Annotated in this window: 25 protein-coding genes; 11 read left to right on the top strand and 14 right to left on the bottom strand. The window is 76.0% G+C overall.

The features are described from left to right. Positions 1-95 precede the first annotated feature (95 nt). Together ACI8AK_RS12505 and ACI8AK_RS12500 are read left to right on the top strand one after the other, a co-directional pair. On the top strand, positions 96-698 hold the full coding sequence (locus ACI8AK_RS12505; RefSeq protein WP_456956460.1) for a biliverdin-producing heme oxygenase: 603 nt from the start codon (positions 96-98) through the stop codon (positions 696-698). Beyond that, a complete protein-coding gene (locus tag ACI8AK_RS12500; protein ID WP_456956458.1) occupies positions 695-3076 on the top strand; it encodes a SpoIIE family protein phosphatase in 2382 nt (793 codons plus the stop codon). Before ACI8AK_RS12505 ends, ACI8AK_RS12500 begins: the two co-directional genes overlap by 4 nt. 33 nt (positions 3077-3109) lie before the next feature. Here the strand turns inward: ACI8AK_RS12500 and ACI8AK_RS12495 are convergent, their stop codons facing one another. The 4 genes from ACI8AK_RS12495 to idi all read right to left on the bottom strand — a co-directional run bounded on the left by ACI8AK_RS12495 (position 3110) and on the right by idi (position 5678). After that, positions 3110-3364, bottom strand: coding sequence for a hypothetical protein (locus tag ACI8AK_RS12495; protein ID WP_387985684.1), 255 nt, complete (start codon positions 3362-3364; stop codon positions 3110-3112). Next, positions 3361-4134: an SDR family NAD(P)-dependent oxidoreductase gene (locus ACI8AK_RS12490; protein ID WP_456956456.1), complete on the bottom strand. Its 774-nt coding sequence runs from the start codon at positions 4132-4134 to the stop codon at positions 3361-3363. Before ACI8AK_RS12490 ends, ACI8AK_RS12495 begins: the two co-directional genes overlap by 4 nt. A 108-nt stretch (positions 4135-4242) precedes the next feature. After that, on the bottom strand, positions 4243-5025 hold the full coding sequence (locus ACI8AK_RS12485) for a polysaccharide deacetylase family protein (protein WP_456902815.1): 783 nt from the start codon (positions 5023-5025) through the stop codon (positions 4243-4245). A gap of 104 nt (positions 5026-5129) precedes the next feature. Beyond that, the gene (idi, locus tag ACI8AK_RS12480; protein ID WP_387985690.1) at positions 5130-5678 is read right to left on the bottom strand and encodes an isopentenyl-diphosphate Delta-isomerase; all 549 of its coding nucleotides are present in this window, start codon (positions 5676-5678) and stop codon (positions 5130-5132) included. A gap of 59 nt (positions 5679-5737) precedes the next feature. Between idi and ACI8AK_RS12475 the strand changes: the two genes are divergently transcribed. Both ACI8AK_RS12475 and ACI8AK_RS12470 read left to right on the top strand, forming a co-directional pair. Further along, the gene (locus ACI8AK_RS12475; RefSeq protein ID WP_387985692.1) at positions 5738-6571 is read left to right on the top strand and encodes an alpha/beta fold hydrolase; all 834 of its coding nucleotides are present in this window, start codon (positions 5738-5740) and stop codon (positions 6569-6571) included. An 80-nt stretch (positions 6572-6651) separates the two neighbouring features. Further along, entirely contained in the window at positions 6652-7122 is a 471-nt protein-coding gene (locus ACI8AK_RS12470; RefSeq protein ID WP_456956454.1) for an Hsp20/alpha crystallin family protein, read from the top strand. Between the two features lie 71 nt (positions 7123-7193). Here ACI8AK_RS12470 and ACI8AK_RS12465 read toward each other — a convergent pair whose 3' ends face one another. The 3 genes from ACI8AK_RS12465 to ACI8AK_RS12455 are packed head-to-tail and all read right to left on the bottom strand — an operon-like array spanning position 7194 to position 11862. Next, a complete protein-coding gene (locus tag ACI8AK_RS12465) occupies positions 7194-8624 on the bottom strand; it encodes an ATP-binding protein (RefSeq protein ID WP_387985698.1) in 1431 nt (476 codons plus the stop codon). Further along, complete coding sequence (locus ACI8AK_RS12460; RefSeq protein ID WP_387985700.1) at positions 8621-10303, bottom strand: FAD-dependent oxidoreductase; 1683 nt, start codon at positions 10301-10303, stop codon at positions 8621-8623. Before ACI8AK_RS12460 ends, ACI8AK_RS12465 begins: the two co-directional genes overlap by 4 nt. Next, positions 10300-11862, bottom strand: a complete 1563-nt coding sequence (locus ACI8AK_RS12455; protein ID WP_456948619.1) for an MFS transporter — start codon at positions 11860-11862, stop codon at positions 10300-10302. Before ACI8AK_RS12455 ends, ACI8AK_RS12460 begins: the two co-directional genes overlap by 4 nt. A 204-nt stretch (positions 11863-12066) precedes the next feature. Between ACI8AK_RS12455 and ACI8AK_RS12450 the strand changes: the two genes are divergently transcribed. Genes ACI8AK_RS12450 through ACI8AK_RS12435 form a run of 4 tightly spaced genes read left to right on the top strand, consistent with a single transcriptional unit; the run spans position 12067 to position 15321 of the window. Beyond that, entirely contained in the window at positions 12067-12267 is a 201-nt protein-coding gene (locus tag ACI8AK_RS12450; protein WP_387985704.1) for a hypothetical protein, read from the top strand. 58 nt (positions 12268-12325) lie between these two features. Further along, a complete protein-coding gene (locus ACI8AK_RS12445; protein WP_456956452.1) occupies positions 12326-12907 on the top strand; it encodes a helix-turn-helix domain-containing protein in 582 nt (193 codons plus the stop codon). Then, complete coding sequence (locus tag ACI8AK_RS12440) at positions 12904-14193, top strand: MFS transporter (protein ID WP_456956451.1); 1290 nt, start codon at positions 12904-12906, stop codon at positions 14191-14193. The genes ACI8AK_RS12445 and ACI8AK_RS12440 overlap by 4 nt, the downstream gene beginning before the upstream one ends. Before the next feature lie 9 nt (positions 14194-14202). Continuing rightward, positions 14203-15321, top strand: a complete 1119-nt coding sequence (locus ACI8AK_RS12435) for an NAD-dependent epimerase/dehydratase family protein (protein ID WP_456956449.1) — start codon at positions 14203-14205, stop codon at positions 15319-15321. Between the two features lie 21 nt (positions 15322-15342). On the opposite strand, the gene ACI8AK_RS12430 is transcribed toward ACI8AK_RS12435, so the two are convergent. The 5 genes from ACI8AK_RS12430 to ACI8AK_RS12410 form a co-directional block, all read right to left on the bottom strand. Continuing rightward, positions 15343-15960, bottom strand: coding sequence for a hypothetical protein (locus ACI8AK_RS12430; protein ID WP_456956447.1), 618 nt, complete (start codon positions 15958-15960; stop codon positions 15343-15345). Positions 15961-16008: 48 nt separating this feature from the next. Then, the gene (locus tag ACI8AK_RS12425) at positions 16009-16758 is read right to left on the bottom strand and encodes a hypothetical protein (protein ID WP_456956445.1); all 750 of its coding nucleotides are present in this window, start codon (positions 16756-16758) and stop codon (positions 16009-16011) included. 1074 nt (positions 16759-17832) lie between these two features. Next, positions 17833-18126, bottom strand: coding sequence for a hypothetical protein (locus ACI8AK_RS12420; protein WP_456956443.1), 294 nt, complete (start codon positions 18124-18126; stop codon positions 17833-17835). Between the two features lie 1031 nt (positions 18127-19157). Continuing rightward, entirely contained in the window at positions 19158-19844 is a 687-nt protein-coding gene (locus ACI8AK_RS12415; protein ID WP_456956441.1) for a PaaI family thioesterase, read from the bottom strand. Between the two features lie 49 nt (positions 19845-19893). After that, a complete protein-coding gene (locus tag ACI8AK_RS12410; protein ID WP_456948628.1) occupies positions 19894-21048 on the bottom strand; it encodes an acyl-CoA dehydrogenase family protein in 1155 nt (384 codons plus the stop codon). Positions 21049-21238: 190 nt separating this feature from the next. On the opposite strand from ACI8AK_RS12410, the gene ACI8AK_RS12405 reads away from it, so the two are divergent. Beyond that, complete coding sequence (locus ACI8AK_RS12405; protein ID WP_387985723.1) at positions 21239-21778, top strand: STAS domain-containing protein; 540 nt, start codon at positions 21239-21241, stop codon at positions 21776-21778. Positions 21779-21832: 54 nt separating this feature from the next. On the opposite strand, the gene ACI8AK_RS12400 is transcribed toward ACI8AK_RS12405, so the two are convergent. Beyond that, positions 21833-22687 (bottom strand): aldo/keto reductase, encoded by an 855-nt coding sequence (locus tag ACI8AK_RS12400; RefSeq protein ID WP_456948629.1) that lies wholly within the window; start codon positions 22685-22687, stop codon positions 21833-21835. A gap of 129 nt (positions 22688-22816) precedes the next feature. Between ACI8AK_RS12400 and ACI8AK_RS12395 the strand changes: the two genes are divergently transcribed. Beyond that, positions 22817-23398 (top strand): histidine phosphatase family protein, encoded by a 582-nt coding sequence (locus tag ACI8AK_RS12395; RefSeq protein ID WP_456956439.1) that lies wholly within the window; start codon positions 22817-22819, stop codon positions 23396-23398. Here ACI8AK_RS12395 and ACI8AK_RS12390 read toward each other — a convergent pair. Further along, positions 23376-24473, bottom strand: a complete 1098-nt coding sequence (locus ACI8AK_RS12390; protein ID WP_456948631.1) for an EAL domain-containing protein — start codon at positions 24471-24473, stop codon at positions 23376-23378. The genes ACI8AK_RS12395 and ACI8AK_RS12390 overlap by 23 nt on opposite strands. A gap of 121 nt (positions 24474-24594) precedes the next feature. On the opposite strand from ACI8AK_RS12390, the gene ACI8AK_RS12385 reads away from it, so the two are divergent. Beyond that, positions 24595-25206 carry a TetR/AcrR family transcriptional regulator gene (locus ACI8AK_RS12385; RefSeq protein WP_456948632.1) on the top strand — a complete coding sequence of 204 codons (612 nt, stop codon included), beginning with the start codon at positions 24595-24597 and terminating at the stop codon, positions 25204-25206. Position 25207: the final 1 nt, after the last annotated feature.

Raw genomic sequence — 25207 nt, 5'->3', positions numbered from 1 at the left:
GGAGGAGGACTGTTGCGCACTGCACCTTCTCCCCCGCGACGCTGTCCGGGGCGTGACCTACGCTCGAAGGGCTGATGGCTGCGGGAGGAGAGGCGTTGCCTCGAGACGCGGGCGGCGCCGGCGACGTCCTCCGGGACCTGCGCACGGCCACCGCCCTGGAGCACGGACGGGTCGAGGCCACGCTTGACCTGATGGACCCCGCACTGGACCGCGGCCGCCTGGTCACCGTCCTGGCGCGGCTGCACGCCTTCTGGGCCGCGGCCGAGGCCGGGCTGGACGACTGGGCCGCCCGCCACCCCGCCGACGCCGCCGCCCTCGACTGGGAGCGCCGCCGCCGCACCGGTCTCTACGCCGCCGACCTGGCCGGGCTGGGCGGCTCCCCCGACGCCGGCCGGCCCGACCTGCCCGCCGTTCCGGACACCGACGAGGCGCTGGGCCGGCTGTACGTGATGGAGGGCTCGACCCTCGGCGGCACCTTCATCGACCGCCACCTGGCGGGCCTGCCGGGACTGCCCCGGCTGCGCTGCTTCAGCCCCTACGGCGAGGACACCGGCGCGATGTGGGCCGGGTTCCGCCGGGTCACCCGGGCGCACGTCGCGGGCGCCGGGGACGCCGGGCGGGTGGTCGCCGCGGCCCGGCAGACCTTCGCCGTCCTCGCCCACTGGTGCGCCCCGGCGGCGCAGGGGGCCACCGCGTGACCGACGTCGACGCCACCTCCGGGGCGGACACCGCCGGGGCAGACGTCGCGTGGCTGTCGCCGGGTGAGCCGGTCGACCTGGACAACTGCGCCCGCGAGCCGATCCACGTCCCGGGCAGCATCCAGCCGCGGGGCGTGCTGCTGGCGGTCAGCGAGCCCGACCTGGTCGTCGTCCAGGCGTCGGAGAACCTCGCCGGGCTGACCGGCGTCGTCTGGTCCGACGCGCTCGGCCGCCCGCTCGCCGACGTCCTCGGGGTCGCGCAGACCGAGGCCGTCGTCCGCTCGGCCAGCGCGTTCGGCGACCTGCGCGAGCGCAACCCGGTGGAGGTCACCCTCGACGTCGACGGCGACCCCGTGCCGGTGGACGCGATCCTGCACCGGGCGGTGCTGGACGGCGCCCGGGACGAGCACGGGCAGCCCGAGGACGGCGACCCGCCGCTGACCAACCTCGTCGTGGAGCTCGAGCCCGCGCGCGGGCCGCGGCCGTTCTCCTTCCCGAACACCTACCAGGCGGTGCGCGGGACCGTCGCCGAGCTCAACCGGGCCTCCACGCTGCAGGAGCTCTACGACATCACCGCGCGGGCGATCCGCGCCCTCACCGGCTTCGACCGGGTGATGGTCTACCGCTACGACGCCGACCACAACGGCGAGGTCGTGGCCGAGGCGAAGGCCGCGGACCTCAACTCCTTCCTCGGCCTGCACTACCCGGCCTCGGACATCCCGGCGCAGGCCCGGGCGCTGTACGAGAAGAACTGGATCCGGCTGATCAGCGACGTCGACTACGTCCCCAGCCGCATCCAGCCGGCCGCGCACCCGGCCACCGGCCGGCCGCTGGACCTCACCCTGTCGACGCTGCGCAGCGTCTCGCCGATCCACGTCGAGTACCTGCAGAACATGGGCGTGCGCGCCTCTATGTCGATCTCGCTGCTGCAGGACGACCGGCTCTGGGGCCTCATCGCCTGCCACCACTACTCCGGCCCGCACCAGCCGCCCTACGCCACCCGCGCCGCGGCCGAGTTCCTCGGCTCGACGCTGTCGCTGCGGCTGGTCGACCGCACTGCCGAGGACGAGGTGCACCGGGCGCTGCAGGTCCGCTCCACCCTGGCCTGGCTGACCGCGGCCACCCTCGACGAGGACCGCCCGCTGGCCGACACGCTGCTCGGCACCACCAGCCTGCTCGACGTCCTGCCCGCCGACGGCGTCGCGGTCTGCCTCCAGGGCAGCAGCGGCACCAAGGGCGCGGAGCTGCCGGCCGACGTCCTCGAGCGGGTGGTGGCCTGGGCGGCCGCGAGCGGCGAGGACGTGGTGGCCACCGACGCCCTGCAGCGCGAGGCGCCCGGGCTCGGCGTCCCGGTCGAGGTCGCCTGCGGCGTGCTCGTGCTGCCGCTCCCCGAGGGCCAGTACGTGCTGTGGCACCGGCGCGAGGCCGTGCGGCACGTCGACTGGGGCGGCGACCCGCACAACAAGGCGATCGCCGAGCGGGAGGGCGACGACGTCCGGCTCAGCCCGCGCAAGAGCTTCGACCGCTGGCGGGAGACCGTCCGCGAGCGCTCGCACCCGTGGACGCCGCAGGAGCGCGCCGAGGTGCTGCAGCTGCGCAGCCACCTGCTCGAGGCGCTCTACGCCCGCTCGCGCAGCATCGTCCGCGCCGCCGAGACGCTGCAGCGCAGCCTGCTGTCCGAGCCGCCGCAGCCCGACCACCTGCAGATGGCGGTGCGCTACGTGCCGGCCACCCGGGAGGCCCAGGTCGGCGGCGACTGGTACGACGTCTTCGTCCAGCCCGACGGCTCGACGATGCTGGTCATCGGCGACGTCGTCGGCCACGACGTCCAGGCCGCCGCCTGCATGGCCCAGCTGCGGGGGTTGCTGCGCGGCATCGCCTACGACAGCGGGGACAGCCCCGCGGCGGTGCTCGCCCGGCTCGACGCGGCGATCCAGGGCCTGCAGCTCGGCGCCATGGCCACCGTGCTGGTCGGCCGGCTCGAGCAGACCGGCGACGACCGCGCTGCCGGGGTCACCCGCCTGCGGTGGGCCAGCGCCGGCCACCTGCCCCCGCTGGTCGCCGCCCCCGACGGCACTAGCGCGCCGCTGGACGGCGGCCGGCCGGGCCTGCTGCTCGGGGTGCGCCCGGAGGCGGTCCGCGCCGACGCCGAGGTGGTCCTCGCCCGCGGCTCCACGGTGCTGCTGTTCACCGACGGCCTGGTGGAGCGCCGGACCGAGGGCCTCGACGACGGCGTCACGCGACTCGCCCGGGCGCTCGCGGAGCTGCGCGACCGGCCGGTGGAGCAGGTCTGCGACGAGGTGCTGGCGCGGATGGTCCCCGACGGCGCCGAGGACGACGTCGCCCTGGTCGCCGTCCGCCTGTCCCCGGAGGCGTGAGCGGCCCCTCCCGGGATCCGGGAGGGGCCGCGTTCACGGCTGGGGGTCCGAGAAGTCGGCCTCCAGGCCGTCGTCCTGGGCGCCGCCGTCGTCGGGCAGCGGCGCCTCGTCCTCGGCGGCGCGCACCTCGGCCTCGGTGGAGTCGGGCGGGGCGTCGACGCCCCGGGTCAGCTCGGCGAGCAGGCGCTCCTCGTCGGGGCGCAGGTCGCCGCTGCCGAGGTGCTCCCCCGGCTCGCCGGCGTCCGAGCCGGAGGCCATGCCGCTGTCGGGGAGGTCGGGGTCGGTCATCGCGGGAAGTTCGGCTCGAGGCGCGGCACGACCTGCATCTCCGGCACGAACGCCGACGGGTGCAGCAGGAGCAGCGTGCGGACGGTGTCGGCCACCGCCGACGGCGGCATCATCAGGTGCTCGGGGATGCCCCACTGCTCCATCATCGGCGTGTCCATCGCCGCCGGGATGACGCTCATGACCCGCGCCGGGAAGGGCCGCTCGCTGCCGTCCTCCTGCCTCACGGCCTTCTCCCGCAGCTCGCGCTGGATGCAGCGGGTGGCGTTGAGGAAGCCGGCCTTCGAGCCGTTGTAAGCGATCGCGCCGCTGCCCGAGGTGATCGCCGACAGCGACACGACGTGCACGACGTCGGCGGTGCGGCCCTCGGGCAGGTGCTGCACCCGCTTCACGAACTCGCTGGTCAGGAAGATCGGACCCTCGCAGTTGACCGCCATGACCCGGCGGTAGTCGTCGAGGTCGATGTCGGTGATGTAGCCCGGCCGGTCGATGCCGGCCACGTTGACCAGGACGTCGAAGGCGTCGCCGTGCTGCTCGAAGAGCCGGGCCACGACCTCGCGGCGGCTCGCGTCGTCGGTCACGTCCAGCGGGACGACCTCGGCGCTGCCGCCGGCGTCGGTCACCAGCTCGCGGGTGCGCTCGCTGCCGTCGGCGTCGATGTCGGCGACGACGACGTGCGCGCCGGCCTCGGCCAGCGACACGCACGTCGCCCGGCCCAGCCCGCTGGCCCCGCCGGTGACCAGCGCCACGCGGCCCTTCAGCTCCCCTGCCACCCGTTCCTCCGTCCTCCGGCCCGCACCGGTACGCGACCAGCGGACCCGTGATCACGATGCGTCCCCGCCACTCTCGCCGAGGTCCGCGCGGCCCGCAGGTCGGGGCGGTCAGGCCGGGGAGGACCAGACGTCGGCGAGGGTCACCGTCTGCAGCTGCCGGGTCTCGATCAGTTCCAGCAGGCGGTCGAGCACGGTGGTGACGGCCGGCTGGTTGGCGTGGCCGACGATGATCGCCCGGGCGGCGAACCACTGCTCCGCGGCGGCCATCAGCTCCTCGGCGCCGATCGCGCGGGCGTCGTCGAAGGTGCCGTTCCACATCACCGTGGTCGGGTGGCCGAGGTCGGCGGCGATCGCGTCGACGCGCTCGTCGTGCGACCCGAACGGCGGCCGCCAGAACGGGGTGTCGGTGACGCCGAGGGTGCGGCGCATGAACTCCTGGTTGCGCCGCAGCTCCTCGGCCACCTCGGCGTCGGAGACGGTGGTGAGGTCCGGGTGCGACCAGGTGTGGTTGCCGAACGCGACCTCGCCGGACTCGATCAGCGGCCACAGGTCGCGGGCGTTGTCACCCCAGGTGCGGTAGCTGCCGTTGGGGAAGAACGTCAGCCGGGTGCCGGTCTCGCGGACGAGGGTGACCAGCGCCGCGACCACCTCGCCGTTGCTGCCGTCGTCGATGGTCAGGGCCAGCTGGTTGCCCCTGCCGGGGATCTCCTCGACCACGCCGGCCGGTGCCGGGACGGCGACCAGGCCGCCCGGGCCGGTGGGGGTGGCCGCCGCGGCGGGCGGCGGGGCGACGAGGTCCGGTGCCCCCAGGTCCATCTCGGCGGCGCCGCGCCCGACGGCGGCCCCGGCGAGTCCGGTGGCGAGCAGGAGGAGGAAGCCCCGGCGGTCCACGCGGCGGACGCTAGGAGGGCGCCCCCGCGTGTCCGGCGCAGCGACACGAGCGGGCGGGCGCGCCCGCCACCGTCCGTGTCCTGCCGGCTACCGCCTCCCGCGCGTCAACGGCTCCTCGGGACCAGCCCGGCCTGCTCGATCAGGCGCGCCTGCTCGCGGCACCAGGGCGACCACTCGTCGCGCTCGGAGTCCTCCTGGCGGCGGCGGAACGCCGTCCACTCCAGCAGCTCCCACTCCCCCACCTCGCGCGGGTCGGGGTCGGGCGTGCCGGTGAAGCGGCCCAGGTAGACCGGGCAGACCTCGTTCTCGACGACGCCGCGGAACTCGGCGCGGTAGCGGTAGCCGGGCAGCGCCGGGCGCAGGTCGGCCACCCGCAGGCCGAGCTCCTGGCCGGCGCGGCGGGCGATCGCGGCGCCGTCGTCCTCGCCGGGGCCGGGGTGGCCGCAGACGGTGTTGGTCCACATGCCCGGGAAGGTCTGCTTGTCCTCGGCGCGGCGGGTGACCAGCAGCCGCCCGTCGTCGGCGAAGAGGTAGGCGGAGAACGCCCGGTGCAGCGGCGTCTCGCCGTGGTGCACCAGCGGCTTGGGCAGGGTGCCGATCGGCGTCCCGTCGTCGTCGACCAGCACGATCAGCTCCGCCGCGGTCACCGTCACCGCCCCATCCTCCCCGACGCCGGGGGTTCCGGCAGCCGCCGGGCGGGCAGGGGGCGGGCATGGAGCGGTGCCAGAACGACGGCCTCACCTTCGACGTGCACGACGGCGGCCCGTCCGACGGGGAGCCGGTGGTGCTCCTGCACGGCTTCCCGCAGGACGCGAGCGCCTTCGACCGGATGGCGCCGCTGCTGCACGCCGCCGGGCTGCGCACCCTGGCCCTCGACCAGCGCGGCTACAGCCCCGGCGCCCGGCCGCCCGGGCGCTCGGCCTACCGGCTGCGCGCGGTGACCGGCGACGTCCTGGCGCTGCTCGACGCCGCCGGGCTCGAGCGGGCGCACGTCGTCGGGCACGACTGGGGCGGCGCGGTCGCGTGGGCGCTGGGGGCCTGGCACCCGGACAGGGTGCGCACGCTGACCTCCCTGTCGACCCCGCACCCGGCCGCGGTCGGGCGGGCGGTGCTCACCAGCGACCAGGGGCTGCGCTCGTCGTACATGGCCCTCTTCCAGCTCCCCGTCCTGCCCGAGCGGCTGCTGCTCGCCGGTGACGGGCGGGCGCTGCGCGGCGTGCTGGAGAACGGCGGCCTGCCCCCGGACGTCGTCGAGCGCTACGTCTCCCGGATGCGCGAGCCGGGCGCGCTGTCGAGCGCCCTGGCCTGGTACCGGGCCGTGCCCCTCGCCGCCCGCGACACCGTCGGGGAGGTGACCGTGCCGACCCTGCACGTGTGGAGCACCGGCGACACCTTCCTCGGCCGCGCCGCCACCGAGAGGACCCGCGACCACGTGACCGGGCCCTACCGGCTGGAGGTGCTCGAGGACGTGCCGCACTGGATCCCCGAGCTCGCCGCCGAGCGCACCGCCGACATGGTGGCCGCGCACGTCCGCGGCGCCTCCTGACCCGGCCGGGAATCTCCAGCGACCACTACAGGTTCCAGCAGACGGACGGACCACCACCGAGTCGAGAGGAGGACACCACGATGACCCTGCCCGTCCGTTCGTCGTCCCGTCCCCTCAGCTCCCGGGAGTCCTCCCGGGACGTCGCGACCTGGGACCCCTTCCGCGAGCTCGAGGACCTCTACGAGCGGGTGAACCGGCTCTGGACCGAGGGGTTCGGCGGCGCCGTCGACCGCTGGTCCCCGCTCGCCGACGTCGAGGAGACCGAGGACGCCTGGTCGGTCGAGATCGAGCTGCCGGGCGTGACCCGGGACGACGTCGACATCGAGCTCAGCGACCGCAGGCTGACCGTGGCCGGTGAGGTGAAGCAGAGGGAGCGCACCGGCATCCTGCGCCGCACGACCCGCCGCGTCGGCCGGTTCTCCTACTCCGTGACCCTGCCCGGCGACGTCGACGCCGAGCACGTCACCGCCACGCTGTCCGACGGCGTGCTCACCGTCCGCGTGCCCAAGGCCGAGCAGGCCAGGCCGCGCCGGATCGCCATCACCGGCTGACCTCCGCGCTTCCCCGTCCGGGCGGCACCCCTCCCGCCCGGACGCGGCGGCCGCCGGCGGACGCGGACGCCTCAGCCCGCCGGCGGCTCGGACAGCGGCAGCCGCACCACGAACCGGGTGTTCCCCGGCTCCGAGCGGACCTTGATCACCCCGCCGTGCCGGTTGGTGACGATCCGCCAGGCGACGTCGAGCCCGAGGCCGGTGCCGTGGCCCACCGGTTTGGTGGTGAAGAACGGCTCGAACACCCGGCGCCGCACCGGCTCCGGGATGCCCGGGCCGGTGTCGGCGACCTCGACGACGGCGGAGTCGCCGTCGACGGCGGTGCGCAGGGTGAGCGTGCCCTCCCCCGCCATGGCGTCGAGCGCGTTGTCGACGAGGTTGGTCCACACCTGGTTGAGCTCGGCGGCGTAGGCCGGGACCGGCGGCACCGCGCGGTCGTACTCCTTGACCACGCGGATGCCCGGGCCGGTCTTCGCGCTGAGCATGACCAGCGTCGCGTCCAGTCCGGCGTGCAGGTCGGTGAGCTGGTGCGGCGTGCGGTCGACCTGCGAGTACTGCTTGGCCGCGCCCACCAGGTGGGAGATCCGCGAGGTGCTGTCGAGGATCTCGGCGAGCAGCATCTCGGTCTCGACGGTGTAGCCCAGCCAGCGCAGCGCCGGCTCGAGGAAGTCGGCGTCGACGGCGCCGGCGACCGCCTCCAGGCACTCGGTGTCCAGCCCGGCCGGGACGAACACCGCCGCCAGCTCCCACGGCCGGTCGACGTCGTGGTCCTCGAGCCAGTCGCCGAGCTCGTCCTCCCGGTCCGACCGCTCCAGCGCGCTCAGCTCGACCGCGCTGCCGATGCCCGCGACGAACCGCTCCTGCAGCTCGGTCAGCCGGCGCAGCTGCGAGCCGTCGAAGGTGCCGTCGGCCAGCAGCGCGAGCTTGTGCCGCATGCCCGCGACCCGCTCGCGCAGCGCCGCGGTGGCCCGGGACGCGGCCGCGGCCGGGTTGTTGAGCTCGTGGGTGAGCCCCGCGGTCAGCTTGCCCAGCGCCAGCAGCCGCTCCCGCTGGCCGACCAGCTCCTCGGAGTTGCGCGTGCCCAGGAACAGGCCCTGCAGCAGGTGGACGGCCATCGGGTACCACCGGCGGAACACCGCGGCGAACTCGGCCGCGGGCAGCGCCAGGAAGGTGCAGTCGGTGACCGCGCGCACCGTCGCCGGGTAGACCTGCGGGACCTGGTCGCCGAGGTAGAACTGCACCGCGCCGCTGTACACGCCCGGCTGGTCGGTGCGCACGGTCTCCACCTCGTCGCGCCCCACGCGCCGGACCATCCGCAGGGTGCCGGTCAGGAGCACGTAGAAGCACTCGGCCGGCTCGCCCTCCGTGGAGACGTCGCTGCCGGCGGGGAACGCGACGACGTCGCCGGTCTCCGACACCCACGCCAGCTGCGCCTCGTCGAGGTCGGCGAACAGGAACAGCTCGCGCAGCCGCGCGGGCTCCAGGCGGGCGGGCGCGGTCACCGCTCCTCCAGGTAGCGGTGCACCAGCGTGACCGCCATGGCGCCCTCGCCGACGGCGGAGGCCACCCGCTTCACCGACTGGGCGCGGACGTCGCCGGCGACGAACACGCCCGGGACGCTGGACTCGAGGAAGAACGGGTCGCGCTGCAGCCGCCAGCCCGGTGGCCGCTCGCCGTCGACGAGCAGCTCCGGGCCGGTGAGCACGAACCCGCGCTCGTCGCGGGCGAGGACGCCGTCGAGCCAGTCGGTGCGCGGCTCGGCGCCGATGAAGACGAACAGGTGCGACGTGGGCACGGTCTCCACCCGGCCGGAGCGGTCGGTGAGCTCGACCTGCTCCAGGTGGTCGTCGCCCAGCACGGCGGTCACGGTGGTGCCGGTCCGGACGACGACGTTCGGGATCGCGGCCAGCTGCTGCACCAGGTAGTGCGACATGGACGTCTCCAGCGAGGAGCCGCGGACCACCAGCGTGACGCAGCTGGCGTGCCGGGAGAAGAACACCGCCGACTGCCCGGCCGAGTTCGCCCCGCCGACGACGTACACGGGCTGGTCGGCGCAGGCCTCGGCCTCGGTCAGCGCCGAGCCGTAGTAGACGCCGCGGCCGGTGAACCCGTCGGCGCCCGCGGCCGGCAGCGTCCGGTAGGCGACGCCGGTGGCCAGCACGACCGCGTGCGCGGCGATGCTGCCGCCGTCGGCGAAGTGCACCACCCGGGCCGAGCCGCGGACCTCGAGCGCGGTCACCTTGCGGGCGGTGAGCACCTCGGTGCCGAACCGGATGGCCTGCCGCCGGGCCCGCTCGGCCAGCTGCCCGCCGGAGACGCCGTCGGGGAAGCCGAGGTAGTTCTCGATCCGGCTGCTCTGCCCGGCCTGCCCGCCGGTGGCCTGCCGCTCGACCAGCACCGTCCGCAGCCCCTCGGAGGCGCCGTAGACGGCGGCGCCGAGCCCGGCCGGACCCCCGCCCACGACGACGAGGTCGTAGAAGTCGGTGCTCGGCTCGACCGTGAGGCCGACCGCGGCGGCGAGCTCTGCCTCGGTCGGCGCCAGCAGGGCCTCCCCGCCCGGCGGCACCACGACCGGGACGTCGTCGGGACCCGCGCCGGCCGCGGCGAGCAGCCGCCGTCCCTCGGGCTCCTCGACGCTGTACCAGCGGTACGGGACGGCGTTGCGGGCCAGGAAGTCGCGGGCGGCGAACGACGGCGCCGACCAGTGGTGGCCGACCAGCTTGACGTCCTCGACGGCGGTGTCCGGGCTGGCCTCCCAGGAGGCGACCATGGCGTCGACGACCGGGTAGAGCTTCTCCTCCGGCGGCTCCCACGGCTTGAGCAGGTAGTGGTCGACGTCGACGAGGTTGATCGCCTGGATGGCGGCGTCGGTGTCGGCGTACGCGGTGAGCAGCGCGCGGCGCGCGCGGGGGAACAGGTCCATCGCCTGCTCGAGGAACTCGATGCCGTTCATCCCGGGCATCCGGTAGTCGGCGAGCACCGCCGCCACCCGGTCCCCGCGCAGCTTGAGCTCCCGCAGCGCCCCGAGCGCCTCCTCGCCGGAGGAGGCGCGGACCACCCGGAACCGCTCGCCGTAGTGGCGGCGCAGGTCGCGCGCGACCGCCCGGGACACCCCGGGGTCGTCGTCGACGGTGAGCAGGACGGGCCGGGCCCGCCCGGCGGCCTCGGGGGCCTGGGTCACTGGTCCTCCAGGGGTTCGGGGCCGCGGGGACCGCCCCCGCGGGCCGGGCGGGAGCCCACGGGCTCGCGCGGGTGCAGCTGCGGGCCCTCGACGTTGCAGTGCGCGTACTCCTCGACCGGCAGCCGCCCGCCGGGTCCGGGCTCCGCCGTGCGCAGCGGCCGGCGGATCCCGGCGAGGGCGACGAGCGCGCCCGCGACCAGCAGCGCGGCGCAGACGAGCACCGCCGTCCGGAAGCCGGACCCGAAGGCGGCGGGGTCGGTGTAGTCGTCCCCGCCGATGCCCGCCACGACCGGGACGACGGCCACCGCGAGCAGGCTGGCGGCCCGCGCGACGGCGTTGTTGACCCCGGACGCGACGCCGGCGTAGCGGTCGTCGGCGGAGTCGAGGACGGTCGCGGTGAGGGGGGCGACCAGCAGGGTCAGCCCGGCGCCGAACGCGACGGTGGCCGGCAGGACGTCGAGCGGGTAGGAGGCGTCCTCGCCGATCCGCAGCATCAGCAGCAGGCCCGCGGCCGACAGCAGCGGCCCGGAGGTCATCAGCGGCCGCGGCCCGATCCGCTGGGCGAGGGCGCCGACCCGCGAGGAGAACAGCAGCATGAGCACGGTGACCGGCAGCAGCGCGGTCCCGGCCAGCAGCGGGCTGTAGCCGGACACGACCTGCAGCTGCAGCACCAGCAGCACGAAGACGACCCCGAGCGGGGCGTAGACCAGCAGCGTCACCACGTTGGCGGAGGTGAACTGGACGCTGCGGAAGAGCACGGGCGGCACCAGGGGGTGGCGGGAGCGGCGCTGCACGGCGACGAAGGCGGCCAGCGCGACCACCGCGGCGACCCCCCAGGCCCACACCGCCGGCCCGGGGGCGGGCCCGCCGGCGGCGGTGAGGGCGTAGGTGAGCCCGCCGAGGCCGACGACCACCAGGACGGTCCCGGTCCAGTCCAGGCCCGGTGCGGCGGCGGGGTCGCGGGTCTCGGGCACGTGCCGGGCCGCGACGACGACGATCACCGCGGCCACCGGCAGGTTGACCAGGAAGACCGCCCGCCAGCTCCACTCCACCAGCCAGCCGCCGACGAAGGGCCCGACCGCGCCGGCCACCCCGCCCAGCCCCGACCACGCGCCCACCGCCGCGGCCCGGTCCTCCCCGGCGAAGGACGCCGAGATGATCGCCAGGCTGCCCGGGGTCAGCAGCGCTCCCCCGACCCCCTGCAGCGCGCGGGCGACGACGAGCGTCCCGGTGTCCGGCGCCAGCCCGCACAGCAGCGACGCGGCGGCGAACCAGACGACGCCGACGACGAACACGCGCCGCCGGCCGAACCGGTCGCTCAGCGAGCCGCCGAGCAGGATCAGCGAGGCGAGGGTGAGGGTGTAGGCGTTCACCGTCCACTGCAGCCCGGTGAACCCGGCGCCGAGGTCGGCCCCGATGCGCTCGAGGGCCACGTTGACCACCGTGCTGTCCAGCAGCGCCAGGCTGGAGCCCAGGACGGTGGTCAGCAGCACCCACCGCCCCTGCGGGGTGCCCATCCGCAGGCCCTCCGCCGGGGTCGGCCGCACCCGGGACGTCACCTGAGCGCCACCTCGATCCCCCACCGGTGCCGGGCAGCGGGAGTGCGCTGCTCCGAGGCCCGGCGACGTCGGCGGATGCCTGTGGCCGCGAGCCTCGCCCCGCCGGTCGCGGGCTGTCAATCACCCCGGGCGGCGGGCCCGGGCGCATGGACGCCGCCCGTCCGGGGCACCCCGTGCCCCCACCCCCGACCCCAGGGAGCCACCATGTCGCCCGCCACCACGCCCCGCCGCCGCAGCTGGCGCCTGGCCGCCGTCGGCCTCGCCCTCGCCGCGTCCCCGTGGACCGTCGCCGCCTGCGGTTCCGACGTCGTGGACGACGACGTGCAGCAGAACGTCGAGGAGGGCGTCGACGAGGCCGAGCAGGAGGTCGAGGACGCCACCGACGGCGAGGACTCCGACGGCTGACACCACCGGATGCAGAGACCTCTTTGCAAAGAGGTCTCTGCATCCCTAGTCTGGCGGCGTGTCCGGCACCGCCCCCGAGGAGACCGTCGACGTCACCGACCCGCGGACGCTGCGGGCGCTGGCGCACCCGATCCGCACCGGGCTGCTCGCCCTGCTGCGGTCGGAGGGGCCGTCCACGGCCTCCCGGCTGGGCCAGCGCCTGGGCGAGAGCAGCGGGACGACCAGCTACCACCTGCGCCAGCTCGCGGACCTCGGCTTCGTCGAGGAGGTGGCCGGCCAGGGCACCGCGCGGGAGCGCTGGTGGCGCGCCCGGCACCGCAGCACCCGCTGGCGCACCGAGGACCTGGTCACCCAGCCCGGCGGCCGCGAGGTCGTCGAGGAGCTGACCCACCAGTCGCTGGGCCGGCAGCGCCGGATGCTCGCCGCGCACGCCGAGCAGCGGGAGGCCCTCGAGCCCGTCTGGCGCGACGCCGTCTCGCTCAACGACTGGGCGCTGCACCTGTCGCCGGAGGCCACCGCGGCGCTGGCCGAGGAGCTCAACGGCGTGCTCGCCCGCTGGCGGGCCGAGCGCGAGGAGCCCGGTCAGCCGCTGGTGCACGTCCTGCTGGACCTGTTCCCGCTCACCGAGGACCCGGCGTGAGCGCGCCGCTGACCGTGCGCTCCGCCGGCCGCCGCTTCGTCGGGCTGACCGCGCTGCGCTGGCTGCCGATCGGGCTCGCCGCGCCGGTGTCCGTGCTGCTGGCCGCCTCCCGCGGGCTGTCGCCGGCCGACGTCGGCGTCGTCGTCGCCGTCTACTCGCTGGTCACCCTCCTGCTGGAGCTGCCCACCGGCGGGCTGGCCGACGCGATCGGCACCCGGCAGGTGCTCGTGCTGTCCGGGCTGATGACCGCCGCCGGGCTGGTCACCTCCGCCCTCGCGCACTCCGTCGCGGCGTTCGCGGTGGCGTGGGCGCTCAAGGGCGTCGGCCGGGCGCTGGACTCCGGGCCGCTGGAGGCCTGGTACGTCGACGCCGTCCGCGCCGCCGACCCGTCCGCGGACGTGACCCCGGGCCTGTCCCGCGCGGGCGCCGCCGACGGGGCCGGCCTGTGCCTGGGCGCGGTGCTCGGCGGGCTGCTGCCCCTGGTGGCCGACGGCTCGGGCGACGCGGTGCTCGTGCTGCCGGTGCTGGCCGCCACGGGGGTCGCCCTGCTGTCGGTGGCCGCCGTCGCGGCGCTCGTCGTCCCGGTGGGTCCCGCGCGGCACGCGGGGGTGGCCGCCCTGCGCGCCGGCGTCCGGGAGGTGCCCGCGGTCGTCCGCGACACCGCGCGGCTGGTCGTCCGCGACCGGGTGCTGCGCCGGCTGCTGGCGATCTCGCTGCTGGTCGGCTGCACGCTGAGCACGCTCGAGCTGATGGGGCCGCTGCACGTCGCCGCGCTCACCGGCGACGACGCCGAGGGCGCCGCGGTGTTCGGCGTGGTGATGGCGGTGTCGTACGCGGCGGCCGGGGTCGGGGCGCTGCTCGCGCCGCTCGCCCGCCGGGCGGCGCGCGGGTCGGCGGGCGCGGCGACGGCCGGGCTGGCCCTGCTCGGCGCGCTCGCCGTCGCGGTCGTCCCCCTCGGCGGGCCGCCGGCGCTGGGCGGGCTGTTCACCGTCTTCTACGTGGGCAACGCCGCGGCGTGGCCGCTGTGGAAGGACGCGCTGCACGCGCGGGTGGCCGCCGGGCAGCGGGCGACCGCGCTGTCGGCGTCGTCGCTGACGCTGCAGGTCGGCGGCCTGCTCGCCAGCCTGCTGGTGCTGCGGCTGGCCGACGCCCTGGGCACCGCGACCGGGTTCTGGGTGGCCGCGGGGGCACTGCTCGTCGTCGCGGCGGTGTCGCTGGGTCTGCGCTCCGGCGCGGCGGCCGCCTCGGGGCCGGCCTCCCCGGTTGCCTCGCGGCAGCGCGGGTAGCGGCGGGGCATGGCTGATCTCCCCCGCGACCACCTGAAGGGCCTCCGGGTCGCCGTCACCGGCGCGAGCGGCAACGTCGGGACGGCACTGCTGCGGCGGCTGACCGCCCCGGGCAGCGGGGTGGCCGAGATCCGCGGTCTGGCCCGCCGGCAGCCGCCGGACACCGCCCCCTACGACTCCGTCACCTGGTACACCGCCGACCTCGGCGAGACCTCCAGCGAGCAGGCGCTGACCAACCTGCTCGAGGACGTCGACGCCGTCGTCCACCTGGCCTGGGTGCTGCAGCCCGGCCGCAAGCCGGACGCGCTGCACGAGGCGAACGTCAACGGCACCCGCCGGGTGGTGCGCGCCGCGGTGGCGGCGGGGGTCAGGCACGTCGTGCACATGTCCTCGCTCGGCGCCTACGCCGCCGGGGCCGGGGACCGGCCGGTCACCGAGGACTGGCCGGTCACCGGCATCCCGAGCTCGCAGTACAGCCGGCAGAAGTCCGAGGCCGAGCGGGTGGTGCGCGAGGTGGTCGGGCGGAGGAGGGACGTCACGCTGACCGTCGTCCGCCCGACCCTGGTCCTGCAGCCGGAGGCGGCCAGCGAGATCGGCCGCTACTTCCTCGGGCCGCTGCTGCTCGGCGCCGCCCGGCTGGTGCCCGGGCAGGTGGCCTCGCTGCTGCCGCTGCCCCTGCCGTCGCTGCGGGTCGGCTTCATCCACGCCGACGACGTCGCCGACGCCATCACCCGCATGCTCGACCGGCGCGCCCCCGGCCCGTTCAACCTCTCCGCCGACCCGGCTCTCGACGCCGACGGGATCGCCCGCGCGCTCGGCACCACCCGGATCCCGGTGCCGGCGACGGTGCTGCGCGCCGGGCTGAGCGCGGCCTTCCACGCGCGCCTGGTGCCCACCGAGCCGGGCTGGCTGGACCTCGCCCTGAAGTCGCCGGTGCTCGAGACCGCCCGCGCCCGCACCCAGCTGGACTGGCAGCCGGCCTACCGCGGCGACGACTCCCTGCGCCAGTTCGTGGCCGCGCTCGGCCGCGGCGAAGGTGGCCCCGGCCCGCTGCTGGCCGCGACCGGCGGCAAGGAGCACGACCCGGGCGGCGACCCGTCCAACGTGCCGGACCACCGCCCGGGCTGAACAGGCCCGTGGCCAGGCACTTCACCATCCACAGACTTGCTCCCCTGCCCGTTCGAACCCATGATCGAACACGTGGCGGGGTCGCCGGTACGTGAACTGGGTGCCAGCCCTGCCGGCCTGAGGTGACACGGCCCTACGGGGCGGTCTCCGTGTGCCGGTCGAGGTCCGAACACGATGCGGTGTGCACGCGCACCACTGAAGCGCTGCGCGCACCGCCGCGGTGCAGTCAGGTGCCATCCGGCCGCCGAGCACGTCCGCGACGACGAACGGGGCGCCCCACAGCAGCAGGGACACGCTCCACCACGCGCGCGGCGGCACGGGTGTCCGTCGCCGCAGGAACGTGGTCGCCGGCACTGCCCTCAGGGCGAACAGCGCCCACAGCGCGGCGGTGGCGAAGACCGCCGAGAACAGGCCATCGTCGACGAGGGTGGGGGCAGGCGTCACCCAGCCGGTCGTCATCGCGGCCGCGGAGCCCGTGACGACGGTGAAGGCCAGCGGCAGCCGACACGCCAGGCCCAGGCCCAGGCCCAGGCCCAGGCCCAGGCCCAGGCCGAGCAGGACACACACCAGCCAGCTGGTGGCGGCCGGCCACGGCCTCGGGCTGACCGCGGCGAGTGTGACGGCGTCGGGAGGGCTCACCGACGCGTCGCTGCGATCAGCGCGGGTCACAACGGCGCGATCCGCTGCTCACCACGGCTGCTCGGCCAAGACGGCGTCGCCGTACCCGACGAGCACATATGGGTGCCAGGCGCTCTCGGCCGACCACGCCGTCTGCCAGTCCGCGCCCTCGGTGTCCCTGTAGTAACCCGCCGGCGAGCTCGGCCGGGCCGGGTCGACCGGTGTGGCCGCCGGCTGGAACGACAGGGTGATCGAGTCATCGTTGCCCTGGGCGCTGTAGAGCCGGACACCGGTCACCTGAGTCACCGGCAGGCCGTACTCGCGCAGGTGGTCCACCTCCACCCCGACACCGGGTTGGTTGATGCTCAGGAACCAGTCAGCGCTGCCCCATCCTGCGGCGTCCATCCGTTCCTCGAAGGCGAGCATCCCCTCGAGGCTGCCGCCGAGCGCGACGTCGACGCCGGTGGAAAGCGGGAAGCCGGTGGACAGCGACATCTGGCAGGTGGAGCGGTGGTCGTCGGTGTCCTTCCAGGTGTCCTCACCGGCCGAGCACCAGGTATCCACGCGGGTACCCAACACCTCGCCGGCGCCGAGCTGGTCGGCGGCTGCGGCCATGCCCTCGGTCATCGAGGAGATGACGCGCTCGCGGTCGGCGGCGAGCGGATCCTCGGTCGGGTCGAGCAGGTCCGGGTCGCCGCAGCCGGTGCCACCGGCCAGGAGTGCAGCCGTCAGCACCCCGATCCGTACGTGCCTGCGCTGGTTCGGGCGCCGGGCGCTCCGCCGAGCCCCGGTCGCGCGGAGCACCGCGCTGCCACCCACCGATCGGCTCATCGCCCTCCGCCCCTCCGGACCAGGCTGCAGGATGCCGCACCGGCACACCGCCGCCACGACACCGTGCCGCCACGACACCGTGCCGCCACGACACCGCGGCGCAGTGACCCGCGCCGGCTGACCACAGGTCGCGACCGTGGGGCGGCGAAGGACGGGGCGCCGCGCGCGGACCGACTCAGCCGCCGGATCAGTCGGATGCCACCGGACCCGGGAGCCCAAGACGACCTGCGGGGAGTCCCGAACTGGGTTTGCGCGACTGTCCCTCAGTGAGCCGCTCAAGGATACCGGCAGCAGCAGTGCGCACATGATTCGCAGGACACGCCGTGGTCCCTCTGTGCCCGCCCCGAGAGTCCACTACGGGACACCGGGCCGGCTCGCCGGGAGGGCGGCTTCGAAGCAGTGGCTTCGGCGCCCACGTATGCTGACCTGGAGCGCTCCATCAGGAGTGACGTGGCCGCCCGCCATGAGGCGTGTGCCGCGGTGTCGGGCCGGATGTGAGCCGGCCGAGCACCTCGCATAGAGGGATGCACCGAGATGTCGGGCTGCCTCAAGAAGCGCTACCCGTCCCAAGTGGCAGCACTGCTGGCTCTACGGGCCATTCAGAAGCGGAGTCCGGAAGCCGAGCGCAAGCGGCCGACGGGCGTCTACCTCTGTTCCCAGTGTCGCGGGCAGTGGCACCTGACCTCGAAGTCGGCGTCCCAGTCCCCGCCGTGGCAGAAGGCGTGCCCGCCGAGTTCAGGTGTCCCGTAGTGAGCCGCTTGGGGACAGTGGTCCCCCAGCGAACCCGGCGGACCGTGTCGACGGCAGGGAGTCTGCTCACGTGCAGCCGTGACGGCGACTCCCCTGGCGTACCGGGTGCGGCGGTGCCGCCCTGACACCTCGACCGGTCCCTCGACGGCCGACGTCGCCCAGGCCGGCGTGGCGCCCCGGCGGGTGTCAGCGGCCGGAGACGTCCACGCAGGCCGAGGGCGGCGCAGGGCGCGCAGCCCGGAGGAGACGTTGCCTCGGGCTGTCAGGAGGAGCCGCCGGGTCCGCGGGCGAGGAGGATCGGCCGGTCAGGGCTCAGGCGGTGGCCCGCGCCCGTACGGCGATGACCACGAGGGCGATGGCGAGGGCCAGCAGGAGGAGCAGCAGCAGCAGCGGCGCGAGTACGGCGAGCAACACCAGCGCCCCGATCACCAGGATCTTCATCGGCGTGCTCAGCGCGGCGAACCAGGCCTTGATCGCCGCGAGCACCGGGTTGCGGCCGGTCAGGACGGCTCGCAAGGCGGCCCACGCGGCCCGCTGTAACCCGCTGCCGCGGCCGGCGAGGCCGTGCAAGGCCGCGGCCATCCGGGGTGACAACCGACGGATCATGCGCCGGACCGTCCGCCCCAGACGAGCGCCGAGCCCGTCCAGTGCGGCACGGGCGCGGCGCAGCACCGCCGAGAGGACGGCGCCGAGACCGCGGGACCGCCGTGCCGTGCCCGTGCGGCGGGGGGCGGGGCGGGATGGCGACCGAGGCCGGCCGGAACCCGGCGTGCGGCCGTCGGTGCGGCCGGCGTCGCGGGTTCGAGCCGGTCCGCCGTCTGCCCTGGCCTCGCGGCTCACCTCGGGCGTGCCGCCGGTCAGGTGCTTCTCGGCGCTCGCCGGGCGCCGTCGGCGCTCGGTGGGTGGCTGCGCCACGCGGGTGCCGGTGTCGGCACGTCGTCCGGTGACCGCGCGCGCGTCCCGACCGTGTCCGGCGTCACGACGGATCTGCCCGGCCCGAGCAGCACCGGCGGCCGGCCGCGGGACTGCGGCTGTGCCGGTCCGCGACGAGCCGGCGGTCCGCGTGGAACGGGCGGGGCTGCGCTGTGGACCAGCGGCCCGCGCCGCCGCTCGCCGCTCCGGCGCCGCACGACGCTCCTGAGCCATACTGCGACGCCTCCCCCACTGGAAAGCGGAAACACGCCCCGTCGCTGACCCTCGGAGGTACCCACCCGCGGCCCCACGTCAATCCTCCCGGTGCGGGCGTGACGGCTCCATCCCGTTCAGCGCCGCTCCACCAAGGGGGCCGGCCACGGGCGCCAACGCCCAGGAGAGGTGATCCGCGCCGGGGGGTGGTCGAGTGTCGGCCGCCACGAGCTCACCGACGGGGCCCGGGTCCGCATCGAGCCGCTGCCGGCCCTGACCGGACGACAGGTGAGCGGTGGCGCGATCACCGGCAGGTGATCGACGCGCTCCTGCGGCGCGCCCGCGCCGGAGCGCCGTGGCGGGGCCTGCCGGAGCGCTACGGGCCGTGACTGACCGCCCATGAGCAGCACTCGCGGAGGAAGGGCGTCGACGCCGAGCTCGTCCCGCAGTGGGCCGCTCAGGGACTCGGGCGGCAGGGACGCTTCGTGTGATCCGCGGGAGGCGGTGCCGGGTCAGGTGCGTGACGTCCAGGCGCCGACCGAGCGACCGGTGGCCGCGAAGACGTCGGCGGCCTGCTCCGCGCGCAGCGCCACGAACAGGCCCTCCGCCTCGGCGAGCACCACCTCGGGACCGTCCTCGGCCACCAGCCGGGCGTGTGCGGTGGTGCGCCGGCCGGCGGTCTCCCCCATCTCGGCGGTCACCAGCAGCGGCACCCCGAGGTGCACCGGGCGCCGGTACCTCACGGTGAGGGTCGCGGTCAGCCCGCCCCGGCCGGCGGCGCGCAGCGCGCGGGCCAGGACGTGGTCGAGCAGTGTCGCCACCACGCCGCCGTGCACCAGCCCGGGCGGCCCCTCGTGCGCCTTGCCCACGGTGACCCGGCCGGTCGCCGTCCCGTCGGGGGTGTCGGTGGCCACCAGCGGCGGCGCCACCGGGCTGCCCGGGCCGTACACCGGGCTGTACCAGCGCTCGCCGGTCTCGGGGTCGTCGACGCGGGCGATCTCGTGCAGGCCGCGGCCGGCCACCCGCAGCCGCGCCGCCAGCTCCCGCGCGACGGCGGCGGCCGCCTCGAGCTCGGCCTCCGGCACCTCCGTGCGGACGGCGGCGTCGACCAGCTCGCGCAGAGCGTCGCCGAGCTCGCCGACGGCCACCCGCCGGGCGGCCCGCTCCTCGGGTGACAGGCTGGAACGGCCCTCCTGCACGGACCCGCCCCGAGCGGCGGCGAGGGGCGGGGGGCAGGAGGGTCCCTCGTCAGCCACGCGGCATGCCGGCCGCGCGCAGCAGCCCGCCGCCGACGATGACCCGCTGCACCTCGCTGGTGCCCTCGTACAGCCGGTAGAGGCGGGCGTCGCGGTAGAAGCGCTCGACCGGCGTGGTCCGCAGGTAGCCCAGCCCGCCGTGCACCTGGACGGCGCGGTCGGTCGCCCGGCCGACCATCTCGCTGCACCACAGCTTCGCCGACGAGGGGCCGATCGAGGTGTCCTCGCCGGAGTCGTAGCGGGCGGCGACCTCGCGGACCATCGCCCTCCCCGCCAGGGTCTCGGCGTGCATGTCGGCGATCAGCGCCTGCACCAGCTGGAACCGGCCGATCGGGGCGCCGCCCTGCTTGGCGGTGGCGGCGTAGGCGACCGACTCGTCGAGCACCCGCTGCGCCATCCCCACGCACAGCGCCGCGATGTGCAGCCGGCCGCGGGACAGCACGGTGAGCGCCTTCGAGTAGCCGCGCCCCTCCTCACCGATCAGCGCGTCGGCCGGCACGTGGACGTCGTCGAAGAACACCTCCGAGGTCCACGCCCCGGACTGCCCCATCTTCCTGTCCTTGGGACCGAGCGTGACGCCGGGCGCCTCGGCGTCGACGACGAAGCTGGAGATCCCGCGGCCGCCCTTCTCCTGCGGGTCGGTCCGGGCGAAGACGACGAACAGGTCGGCCAGCGGGGCGTTGGTGATGTAGCGCTTGGCGCCGTTGAGGACCCAGCCGTCGCCGTCGCGGCGGGCGCTGGTGCGCAGGCCCGCGGGGTCGGAGCCGGCCTCGGCCTCGGTGAGCGCGAAGGAGCCGATCAGCTCGCCCGCGGCCAGCCGCGGCAGGTAGGCCTTCTTCTGCTCCTCGCTGCCGAACTTCGCGATCACCTGCCCCGCGATGCCGTTGTTCGTGCCGAACAGCGACCGGAAGGCCGGCGTCGTGTAGCCGAACTCGAACGCCAGCTCGACGTCCTCGCTCATGGAGACACCCAGGCCGCCGTACTCCTCGGGCAGCGCGTAGCCGAACAGTCCCATCTCCGCCGCCGCGCCGCGCAGCTCCTCGGGGATGCGGTCGTCGAGGTCGATCTCCTCCTCGCGCGGGACGACCACCTCCCGCACCAGCTGGCGAACCGCATCCCGGATCTGCGTGAAGTCCTCGGCGTCCACGGCCCCATGGTGCCGCCCCGGGCGGCCTCCCGACGAGCCGGGGGTGCAACACCGCACCGGCGGTGTTACGGACACGCGAGAACGGAACGTCGTCGTCCGGACACACCCCGTTGCCGGTGACGGTCAGCGGCACTAGCGTCACGGACGGCACCCGAACCAGCGGCGCCGTGTCCTCCCCCCGGGAGCCCTCGTGCACCTCTCCGTCGCCGTCGTGCCCGCACCGGGCCAGGTCGTCGTCCGCCTGACCGGCGACGCCGGCCGCCCGACCCTCCCCCGCCTGGCCGCGGGCCTGACCCGCGCCGCCGAGCACGGCACCCCCAGCGTCGTCGTCGACGTGGCCGGCGCCCGCTTCCACGACCGCGCGGCGCTGCGGACCCTCGCCGGCTTCAGCGACACCCTCAGCGCCGCCGGCCGGCGGTGCCGGGTGGTCGGCGCGCCCGCGGCCACCCGGCGCCAGGTGGCCGAGGCCGGCCTCGCCGGCGTCCTCGAGCTCGACGGCCCGCTCACCGGCGCCGACCCGGTACGCCCCCTGCCGCGGCCGGCCCCGGAGTCCGGAACCGACCCGCGCCCCACGCAGCCCCTCCCCGTCGGGTCGCTGCTCGCGGCGGCGGGCCTGCCGGCCCCGGCGCCCGAGGAGGCCCCCCGGCCGCGGGCCGCGGCGCACCCGGTGCGGGGACCGGCCGGGGCGTCCCGCCGCCGTGTCCCCGTCCCGCTGGACCGCTGGCGCTGACCGCGCACGCGCCCCGGCCCGCACGCGGCGGACCGGGGCACGACCGGGCAGCGCCTACGCCAGGGCGTCCAGGCGGGCCATGTCCTCGTCGGAGAGGGTCAGCCGCGCCGCGCCCATGTTCTCGGTGAGGTGGTCCACCGACTTCGTGCCCGGGATGGGCAGCACCACCGGCGACTTCTGCAGCAGCCAGGCCAGCGCGACCTGCGCCGGGGTGGCGTCCAGCTCGCGGGCGATGTCGGCCACCGGGCTGTGCGGGGCGGCGAGGTCGCCGGTCGCGATCGGGAACCACGGGATGAACGCGATCCCGTGGGCGGTGGCGTGGTCCAGGACGTCCTGCGACTGCCGGTTGGTCAGGTTGTAGAGGTTCTGGACGCTGACGACGTCGACGATCTCGCGCGCCGCCTGCAGCTCCTCGACCGAGACCTCGGAGACGCCGATGTGGCGGACCTTGCCCTCGTCCTGCAGCTCCCTGAACGCGCCGAGCTGGTCGGCCAGCGGCACCTCGGCGTCGATGCGGTGCAGCTGGATGAGGTCGATGCGCTCCACCCGCAGGTGGCGCAGCGACAGCTCGACCTGCTGCTTGAGGTAGGCCGGGCGCCCGACCGGCGTCCAGATGCCCGGGCCCTGGCGGGTCAGGCCGGCCTTGGTGGCGATGACCAGGCCCTCCGGGTACGGGTGCAGCGCCTCGGCGATGACCTGCTCGCTGACGAACGGCCCGTAGGAGTCGGCGGTGTCGATGAGGTCGACGCCCTGCTCGACGGCGGCGCGGACCACCCGGAGAGCGGCGTCGCGGTCGGCCGGCTCGCCCCAGACGCCCGGGCCGGGCAGCTGCATGGCGCCGTAGCCGAGCCGGTGGACGGTGAGGTCGCCGCCGATGGCGAAGGTGTCGGCAGGTGCGGTGGCGGTCATGGACCCTCCCGGTGCGTGTGCCCCGGGCCGACTGCCCGGGGTCCCGCACCCCGCCAGCACGGCGGTCCGCGCCGGTCTTCCCGGCGCGCCGGCGGTGTGACCGGCGACACGGCGAGCGAGAGGACGGCGATGGGCGAGATCCTGGTGCTGCGGCACGGCGCGACCGAGTGGAGCAAGAGCGGCCAGCACACCGGCGTGACCGACCTGCCGCTGCTGCCCGAGGGCGAGGAGCGGGCCCGCTCCCTGGCCCCGGCGCTGGCCGAGCGGCACGTCGTCGAGGTGTGGACGAGTCCCCGGCAGCGCGCCCGGCGCACCGCCGAGCTGGCCGGGCTGACCGCCACCGCCGTCGACGAGGACCTCGTCGAGCTCGACTACGGCGGCTACGAGGGCCGCACCACCGCCGAGATCAGCGAGGAGCTCGGCCGCGAGTGGTCGGTCTGGCGCGACCCGGTGGTGGCGGGCGAGACCCCCGGCGAGACCCTCGAGCAGGTCGGCGAGCGGGTGGACCGGGTGCTGGCCCGGGCGCGGGCCCGGCTCGACGACGGCGACGTCGCCCTCGTCGCGCACGGGCACGTGCTGCGGGTCCTCACCGCGCGCTGGCTGGGCCTCGAGCCCGCCGCGGGAGCGCTGTTCGCGCTGCCGGCCGGCGCCTACGGCGTGCTCGGGCACGAGCACGCGCGCCCGGTGCTCACGGGATGGGGACTGGGCTGAGGTCCGCCGGCTCGACGGCGCCGGCGGGCGCGGCGGGCCGGCCGAACAACCAGCCCTGCGCGAGGTCGGCGCCCAGCGCCGCCACCTCCGCGGCCACCTGCTCGGTCTCCACCCCCTCCGCGACCACGACCGCCCCGAGCCGGTGCGCGTGCTCGGTCACCGTGCGCACCACCGCGCGGGCGCCGTCGTCGGGCAGCGCGGACACCAGCGCCCGGCCGAGCTTGACGACGTCGGGCCGGACGACGTCGAGCAGCGAGCGGCTGGACCACCCGGCGGCCACCTCGTCGAGGGCCACCCGCCAGCCGCGCTCGCGGTAGGACTCGAGGACGGCGAGCAGGTGCCCGCGGTCGGCGACGGCGGCCCGCTCCCCCACCTCCAGCACCAGCTGCCCCGGCTCCAGCCCCGCGGCCTCCAGCGCCTCGACGGTGCTGGCGAGGTCGGCGTCGGGGTGCAGCACCGAGGTGGGCCGGGTGTTGACGAACAGGTCGGCGCTCCCCAGCCAGCCCGCGGCGCCGGCGATGGCGCACTCGCGGCCGACCCGGTCCAGCCGGGTCAGCCAGCCCGCGGAGTCGGCGACGAAGAACAGGTCCCCGCCGTCGACGGTGCGGCCGTCGGAGTCGCCGCGCAGCAGCGCCTCGTGCGCGACGACGGCGCGGTCGGCCAGCGCCACGATCGGCTGGTACGCCGACCACAGCTCGGCCTCGGCGAGCACGCCGACCTCGGCGGTCACCCCGCGGCGGGCCAGCTCCTGCGCCAGGGTCGGCGCGGTGAGCAGGCCGAGGGTCAGCGCGGTGTACTCGTTGGCCGGGTCGGTGGCCACCCGCACGGCCTCGGCCTCGGCGCCGGTCAGCGCGCGGGAGAGCCGGTCGAAGAAGACCTCCACCCCGACGCCGTCGCGCTCGTCGGACAGGTCGAGCAGACCGGGGGCGGCGAAGACAGACAGCCCGGCCGACCGGGCGACGGCGGCCACGGCGGGCAGCACGTTCTCCTCCGCGGTCGCCAGCAGCACGCGGGTCGCGGCCTCGGGCAGGGGCCATTGCTCGCGCCGCCGCGCCGCGCCGATCGGACTCCCCACGCGCAGCAGGATGACCGACCCGCCCGGCCGGGGCGGGCAGGCGCGCGGACGAGGTCCGACCGTTCAGGATGCCGCGCCGCGGACCTGCCTGCACGCGGCGCGGAGGCCCTACTGTCGCTGCATGGCTGCTGTGATCACCGAGCCGCCGACGCGCACAGGCCGCGGCGGCCGACCACGGGACCCCAGCCGCGACGACGTCATCCGCGCGGCCATCCTCCGGCTGCTCGGGGAGGTCGGGTACGGCGCGCTGACCATGGACGCCGTGGCCGCGGAGGCCGGCGTCGGGAAGGCGACCATCTACCGCCGCTGGCGAACCAAGCAGGACCTCGTCGTCGACACCGTCTCCGACCTGAACCGGGCGTGGACGGTCACCGCCGACACCGGGTCGCTCGAGGGCGACCTGCGCCAGCTCGTGCACCGCATGGTGGAGATGATGGCCAGCCCGGTCGGGGCGGCCACCCGCTCGCTGCTCGCGGCGATGCAGCACGAGCCGGCGCTGATCGAGGCGTTCCGCGAGGGCCCGCTGGCCGTCTGGCGGCGGGCCTACGACGAGGTGTGGAACCGCGCCCAGGCGCGCGGCGAGGTGGGGCCCGGGCTGCCGCAGTCAATCCCCGCCGAGGCCACCACCGCGCTGCTCGTGCAGCGCTGGTTGGTCACCCGCGAGCCGGTGGACGCGGCCTACGCCGACGCCGTGCTCGAGACCGTGGTGCTCCCGCTGGTCCGCCGGGGCTGAC

The sequence above is a fragment of the Geodermatophilus sp. SYSU D00867 genome (assembly GCF_054050315.1).
This window is presented reverse-complemented; position numbering and strand designations above follow the sequence as displayed.